The following is a 6,644-nucleotide window of genomic DNA, read 5'->3' as shown; positions in this document are numbered from 1 at the left end:
CAATAACTTATTGATCCAGATCAATACAATAACCTCAATAAAGTTAATGTTTTTTGTTGTGTTTTGACTCACATCAATATTAGAATGGTCGGCATAAGATAAGAATTATCTGCTCGACTTAAAATTTAACAACAATTTCCACGCAAGTGGACTAGGAGAAAGTTATGATCCAAGGTATTCAAATTACTCAAGCTGCAAACGACGATCTACTTAACTCAATCTGGCTACTAGATAGCGAGAAGAATGAAGCGCGTTGTGTGGCAGCGGCTAACGGCTATGAAGCTGACCAAATCGTTGCTATTAACGATCTAGGCCAGTACGAAAGCCGTGAAGTTGCTATCGAAACACCACCAAAAATTGAAGGTGGCCAACACCTGAACGTTAACGTTCTTAAGCGTGAAACTCTGGAAGATGCTGTTGCACACCCAGAAAAGTACCCACAGCTAACTATCCGTGTTTCTGGCTACGCTGTTCGCTTTAACTCGCTAACGACTGAGCAACAAAAAGACGTTATCGCACGTACTTTCACTGATTCTCTATAATCAGTTCGCTAATCAAAAAGCAAAAATAAAAAAGCGGCGCTATTATTAGCGCCGCTTTTATTTTCATTGGATAGTAGTCAAAGTCCACATCTATTTATCAATAACAGATGAGGACTTTCAATTTGAGACTATTTTTGCACTCGACGTAAAACAGCCTTCAAAGCATCAAAGTCGTCTGCTAAATCTTCTGATAGAAGTTCCATCGCGGCATGTTTAGCCAATGGCGCTGGTACATCGATATCCGCTGACAGAATGTCATCAACGACTTCTTTGAACTTAGCTGGGTGCGCAGTACATAGGAATAGCCCAGTTTCACCTTCTTGCAGTTGTTCACCCAGTAAACGATAAGCGATAGCACCGTGAGGCTCACATAAGTAACCGGCGTCATGCAGCTCTTTTACTGACTCTGCACTTTGCTCATCAGTCACCATACCTTTACCTAAGGTATCTAAGCCCCAACCTTTCAATTGGCAAAGCTCTTCGATACGTGGCCAGTTATTTGGTTGGCTCACATCCATCGCATTCGATGTTGTTGCAACTGTTGGTTTTGGATCCCACTTGCCTGTTTCTAGGTAACGTGGAACAGTATCGTTCGCGTTTGTCGCTGCAATAAAACGTTTAATCGGTAAACCGAGCGCTTTAGCCAATAGGCCAGCAGTGAGGTTACCAAAGTTGCCACTTGGTACTGAGATAACTAGATTCTCACGCTCTTGTTTACTAAGCTGAGCCGCCGCTTCAAAGTAGTAACAGATCTGAGCCATTAAGCGGCTAATGTTAATTGAATTTGCTGAGTTTAGGCCAATCTCTTCACGCAGTGCTGCATCGTCAAAAGACTGTTTAACCAACGCCTGACATGCATCAAAGTCACCATCAATGGCAACCGTGTGAATATTATTACCAAGCGTACAGAAGAGTTTCTCTTGTAGCGGGCTGATTTTCCCTTTCGGGTACAGAATCACAACATTGATGTCTTCCATACCATAAAACGCATGCGCAACCGCAGCGCCAGTATCACCCGATGTCGCGGTAAGAATGGTGATTTTACCGCCGTCGGAGACCGCGGCGAGAGACTGAGCCATGAAACGGCCACCAAAGTCTTTAAACGCTAGGGTTGGACCATGAAAAAGTTCCAACGCGTAGACGCCATCTTTCACTTGCTTAATCGGTGCAGGGAATTGAAATGCTTCAGATACAAGGCCTTTAACAACCTCTTGCGAAAGCTCATCACCAATCAACGCTGACAAGATTTTTGCACTGCGAGAAGTAAAATCTTCGGCTAATAATGCATTTATATCATCAAACTTTGGCAGTTCTGACGGGAAAAATAGACCTTGATTACGACCTAACCCTTGGCGCACGGCTTGGCCAAAAGAGACTTGTTCATCATTTTCTTTGATGTTGTAGAGCTTCATAGTGAACTTCCTGTAACGGTCGAGCCTTGCTTGTCTAAGCGACAAACATGGACGAATCCTTCTTGATTTTGTACATAATTTTGTTCAAGCCAACGAGCAACTCGCTCGGCAACTTCTTTATCTTGGCAAATGCTAAATAAGGTTGGCCCGCTTCCAGAAATTCCGGTCGCCAAAGCCCCTGCTGACATCGCGTATTTACGCGCTTCAGCAAAACCAGGCAGCAGTTTCTCACGATATGGTTCCGCGATCACGTCTTTGATCATCTTCGCAGCTAATTCTGGTTGCCCTGAATGGCAAGCGTGAATAAACCCAGCCAAATGGCGACCATGTGCGATGATATCTTGACGACGGTATTGAGAAGGCAAAATTTCGCGAGCTTCCGCAGTCGATACTGTTATCCCAGGGTACGCCATAACCCAATACCACTCATCAAAACACGGTACTTCCTGACTGATAATGCCGAGCTCTTCAAGCATTAGCTGCAATCCACCAAGGTAACAAGGGGCGACATTATCGTAGTGAGTGCCACCGGATATTTTGCCTTCCATTTCCCCCATTAGGGCTAGCAGTTCAGTTTCATTCAGTGGTTGACCGTGAAAACGGTTTAGCGCATCTAACGCAGCGACGATAGAACAGGCACTTGATCCTAGCCCCGAACCAATTGGCATATTCTTCTCAAGTGTCATCTCTAATGGTTTTAGTTCAACACTCTTTTTGGCGAGTTCGCGTGCGAACACCACCCAGCAATCGTAGACAATGTTATCTTTTGCTTCAGTTGGTAATTTGGCGACAAAGCTGCCTGCTGTTTTCAAGCTAAAAGCTTCACTGCCCGACTTAACCAAGACTCGATCGCCCAACAAAGTACCATCAACAGGAGACACAGCCGCACCAAGAACGTCAAAACCAACGCTCACGTTGCCTATCGATGCAGGTGCATAAACGACAACGTCCATATCATTTGAGCTCATTTTATACCCCTAATTTCCAACCAAGCGTACGCATAACATCTGAGAAAACACCGGCTGCAGTCACTTCCGTACCTGCACCGTAGCCACGTAAAACTAATGGGATTGGCTGATAGTATCGGCTATAAAATGCCAACGCATTTTCACCATCTTTGATTTTATACATAGGATCATCGCCATCAACAGCAGCAATACGAACCTTGCACTTGCCTTCTGCGATTTCACCTACGTAACGAAGCACCTTGCCTTCTTCAGCCGCTTTTGCTGACTGCTCTTGGAAATACGCATCCGCCTCAGGAAGACGAGCCATAAACTCTTCAACAGAACCAGAGTCATCAAAACCAGGTGGTAGAGCTTGGTCAACTTCAACATCTTCAAGCTCTAGCGCCATACCCGCTTCACGCGCAAGAATAAGCAACTTACGGGCGACATCCATACCGGATAGGTCATCACGAGGATCCGGTTCGGTAAAACCATTTTCATTAGCAATGTTCGTTGCTTCGCTCAGGGTCATACCTTCATCAAGCTTACCGAAGATGTAAGAAAGTGAACCTGATAATATACCGTTGAATTTCTCTAGTTCGTCACCAGCAGAGATAAGGTTCTGCAGATTCTCAATAACGGGTAAACCTGCACCTACGGTTGTTTCGTACATCAACTTACGGCGAGAGTTACGTGCCACCTCACGAAGCTGGTGGTAGTAAGCCATGCTTGATGTGTTTGCCTTTTTATTAGGCGTAACCACGTGGAAACCAGCCCCTAAGAAATCGGCGTATTGATTTGCTATTGCTTCACTAGAAGTACAGTCGACAAGAACAGGATTAATGATGTGATTACGTTGTACCAAAGAAATCAGGCGAGCTAGGCTAAACTCTTCCGACGCACCTTGCATGCGGTCACGCCAATGTTCAAGAGGCAGCCCATCACTATCAAGGAGTAACCCTTTGCTGTTTGCTAAGCCACAGACGCGGATCACAATGCCTTTGTCGGCGAGTTTGGCTTGTTGACGCTGTATCTGGTCAACCAATTCACCACCAACGCCACCAACACCCACAACAAACACATCTAAGAAGTGCTTAGAATTGAATAGGTTTTCGTGACAAGCTTTGATGGCTTCGGCGATTTTATCTTCTGGAATAACGGCTGAGATGGCGCGTTCTGAAGAGCCCTGTGCAATCGCGACGATGTTAACGTTCACTTCTGCAAGCGAGGCAAAGAATTGAGATGCCACACCGCGAGATGTGCGCATACCGTCACCAACTAAGGTCACGATTGACACATCATCCATGAACTCGACTGGCTCAAGTAAGCCATCTTTAAGTTCAAGTTCAAAAGCATCACTCAATACCTGCTCCGCTTGTAGTTTGTCGGCAGATTCGATACAAAAGCTAATGCTGTATTCTGAAGATGATTGCGTGATTAGAACAATAGAAATGCCTGCAGATGACATAGCGCCAAATACACGGCTTGCCATGCCAACCATGCCTTTCATACCTGGGCCAGAAACGTTCACCATCGTCAGGTCATTTAGAGTGGTAATGCCTTTGATCGCTAAGTTGTCTTCGCCTGTATCTTGACCAATGAGTGTTCCAGCACCTTGTGGATTAAAGCTGTTTTTAATCAAACATGGGATATGGAACTGAGCAATAGGAGCGATAGTCTTAGGGTGCAATACTGAAGCACCAAAGTACGACAGCTCCATGGCTTCTTGGTAGCTTAGAGATTTAAGTAAGCGAGCATCATCGACAAGACGAGGGTCGCAGTTATATACGCCGTCAACGTCTGTCCAGATCTCACAACAATCGGCACGTAAACAGGCTGCAAGTACTGCTGCTGAGTAATCAGAGCCATTACGACCTAACGTGACCAACTCGCCTTTAGCATTACCGGCTGTAAAGCCAGGCATGATGTTGACGTGGCCAGTTGGAAGTGGATTTTGCTTAAAGTTTTGGGTTGAAACGTCTACATCAACCATTGCTTCAAGGTGATCACCTTGAGCGTAAAGATATTGAACAGGGTCGATAAGGCTTGCAGGTTGCCCTTTTGCTTCCAGCGCCGCTTTCATGAGCTGAATTGAGATTCGCTCACCTTTACTGATGATGCGCGCATTTACGTGGTTAGGGCACATGCCAAGCAGGTTGATACCATGAACAAACTGACGCAATTGAGAAAGCGACGTTTTCATCTGCGTGGTAAAGCCTTTACCACATATGCCAGGAAGCTCCGCTTTAATCTGTTCAAACAGATCTTTGAAAGATGTCTCTAGCTCAGATATTTGTAAATCGGCTTCGCCATTACGCAGCGCCGCTTCTATCACCGCGACTAATTTGTTGGTTGTCTTCCCAGGGGCAGATAGTACTACCGCCACTTCTTCTTGCTGCGCATTATTAGCAATGATGTCTGCCGCTCTTAAAAAACGATCAGCATCCGCTAATGATGAACCTCCAAACTTTAATACTCGCATCCCTTCTCTCCAAAGTTTTTAATCTGACATAAAAAAAGGCCTGTATCTCGTGGGATACAGGCCTTTTTTGAATTTCTTTCGGTTAGCAGCCTGCCCCAACAATTGTCATGTCGGTAATAATAATGGTTGTAATTATTAGTGAACGGCTATGTCGCATATCGTTATCTCTAACCTCGTCTTTATTACCTATACGTTTACCTTATTTAGTGCGATTGAGTCAATCAAAAGTTATTTTTTTTAGCGTCATCTCGTTATTCAAGCAACAAAACACGTATATTCAACATCTTTAAGTGACACAATCCATAATTGAGCACTCTCATAACCAAATGCTATATGCAATACAAGACATGAGGTCAATTTTTGTGCTTTACTTATCTTTGCAACAAAATAGTGGTCAATAAAAATAAGAAAAAAGCAAAGAACTAAGAACAAGAACAAAGGAGTGGTGCATGAAAATATTAGTCAGTTTAATCACACTGCTTTTGTGTTCGCATGCCTATGCCACATCTTTGCCTTCCCTCTCTAGCCTTGAGGCTGATTCTCCCCATAAGCTCTTTATGTCAAGCGAGCAAAGACCAAGCAATTTTGACTCTTGGAAGATTGATAGCGGATACGCCTACAACGTTTTTGACAAGATTGATCTTTACGTCGGTACACGAGTCAATAATTCCAATAGCAACGAAAACGGATTTCTAAGCGGAGTCAGTTATCAAGTATCAAATCGTATCTCAGTAAAAAGTACTCTACATACACATACCGAAGTGACTGAAGACTCTCGGTCCGAAGCGATTTCAGCTGAAGTTTCTAGTCGCATGAAGTTAACAGATAAAATTGACTTGCATGCCACACTTGATTATCAAGAATGGCAGCAAGGAATTGAATTCGGATTGGGTTTCCGCTTTTAGTTAAAGCAACATCTCTTTTGACGTCAGAACACCATTCCAATCGGCGTAGATAAAATCTCCAGGCTGAATCATTTGATTTTGAATCGCTAGTGACACGCCAATTTCTCCTGCCCCTTTCTTTTCTGTTTTTATAGGACAAGCACCTAATGCTTTGATACCCAGATCCATTTGCGAAAGTTGAGCCACATCTCTAACCGCGCCAAAGATGATCACGCCTTCCCAACCATTCTCTATAGCGCTGATTGCGACTTGATCTCCCATCAATGCTCTTTTGCACGACTGACTGCCGTCTACCACGAGGACTTTTCCTCTCCCGTCAGTGCTAAGTACATCACGAACCTTCGAGTTATCGTGAT

At 44.4% G+C, this 6,644-nt stretch carries 6 protein-coding genes and 1 other annotated feature; of the genes, 2 read left to right on the top strand and 4 right to left on the bottom strand.

The genetic code is table 11. The features are described from left to right. The first annotated feature begins 164 nt into the window (after positions 1-164). Positions 165-542, top strand: coding sequence for an autonomous glycyl radical cofactor GrcA (gene grcA / locus BCU12_RS01655; RefSeq protein WP_102402660.1), 378 nt, complete (start codon positions 165-167; stop codon positions 540-542). Between the two features lie 128 nt (positions 543-670). Here the strand turns inward: grcA and thrC are convergent, their stop codons facing one another. From thrC to thrA, 3 genes are read right to left on the bottom strand one after another with little or no spacing between them, the layout of a single operon-like run. Then, positions 671-1,954 carry a threonine synthase gene (gene thrC / locus BCU12_RS01650; protein ID WP_102402659.1) on the bottom strand — a complete coding sequence of 428 codons (1,284 nt, stop codon included), beginning with the start codon at positions 1,952-1,954 and terminating at the stop codon, positions 671-673. Beyond that, entirely contained in the window at positions 1,951-2,907 is a 957-nt protein-coding gene (gene thrB / locus BCU12_RS01645) for a homoserine kinase (RefSeq protein ID WP_102402663.1), read from the bottom strand. The genes thrC and thrB overlap by 4 nt, the downstream gene beginning before the upstream one ends. A 16-nt stretch (positions 2,908-2,923) precedes the next feature. Beyond that, positions 2,924-5,383 (bottom strand): bifunctional aspartate kinase/homoserine dehydrogenase I, encoded by a 2,460-nt coding sequence (thrA, locus tag BCU12_RS01640; RefSeq protein WP_102402658.1) that lies wholly within the window; start codon positions 5,381-5,383, stop codon positions 2,924-2,926. A gap of 29 nt (positions 5,384-5,412) precedes the next feature. Beyond that, positions 5,413-5,527 (bottom strand) — a sequence feature (Thr leader region). Between the two features lie 305 nt (positions 5,528-5,832). Between thrA and BCU12_RS01635 the strand changes: the two genes are divergently transcribed. Then, positions 5,833-6,288: a hypothetical protein gene (locus BCU12_RS01635; protein ID WP_102402657.1), complete on the top strand. Its 456-nt coding sequence runs from the start codon at positions 5,833-5,835 to the stop codon at positions 6,286-6,288. Here the strand turns inward: BCU12_RS01635 and rraA are convergent. Continuing rightward, positions 6,289-6,644: ribonuclease E activity regulator RraA (gene rraA / locus BCU12_RS01630; RefSeq protein WP_102402656.1), on the bottom strand; the 356-nt coding region annotated here is incomplete at its 5' end.

This window comes from Vibrio sp. 10N.261.55.A7, from assembly GCF_002877365.1.
In the GTDB taxonomy this organism is placed as follows: Bacteria; Pseudomonadota; Gammaproteobacteria; order Enterobacterales; family Vibrionaceae; genus Vibrio.
Note: the sequence above shows the minus strand (reverse complement) of the source record. Positions and strands in the feature narration are given on the sequence as shown.

Bases quoted from the DNA above. Each gene is read 5' to 3' on its own strand.
- grcA (WP_102402660.1), top strand. From the start codon at position 165: ATGATCCAAGGTATTCAAATTACTCAAGCTGCAAACGACGATCTACTT.
- thrA (WP_102402658.1), bottom strand. From the start codon at position 5,383: ATGCGAGTATTAAAGTTTGGAGGTTCATCATTAGCGGATGCTGATCGT.
- thrB (WP_102402663.1), bottom strand. From the start codon at position 2,907: ATGGACGTTGTCGTTTATGCACCTGCATCGATAGGCAACGTGAGCGTT.
- BCU12_RS01635 (WP_102402657.1), top strand. From the start codon at position 5,833: ATGAAAATATTAGTCAGTTTAATCACACTGCTTTTGTGTTCGCATGCC.
- thrC (WP_102402659.1), bottom strand. From the start codon at position 1,954: ATGAAGCTCTACAACATCAAAGAAAATGATGAACAAGTCTCTTTTGGC.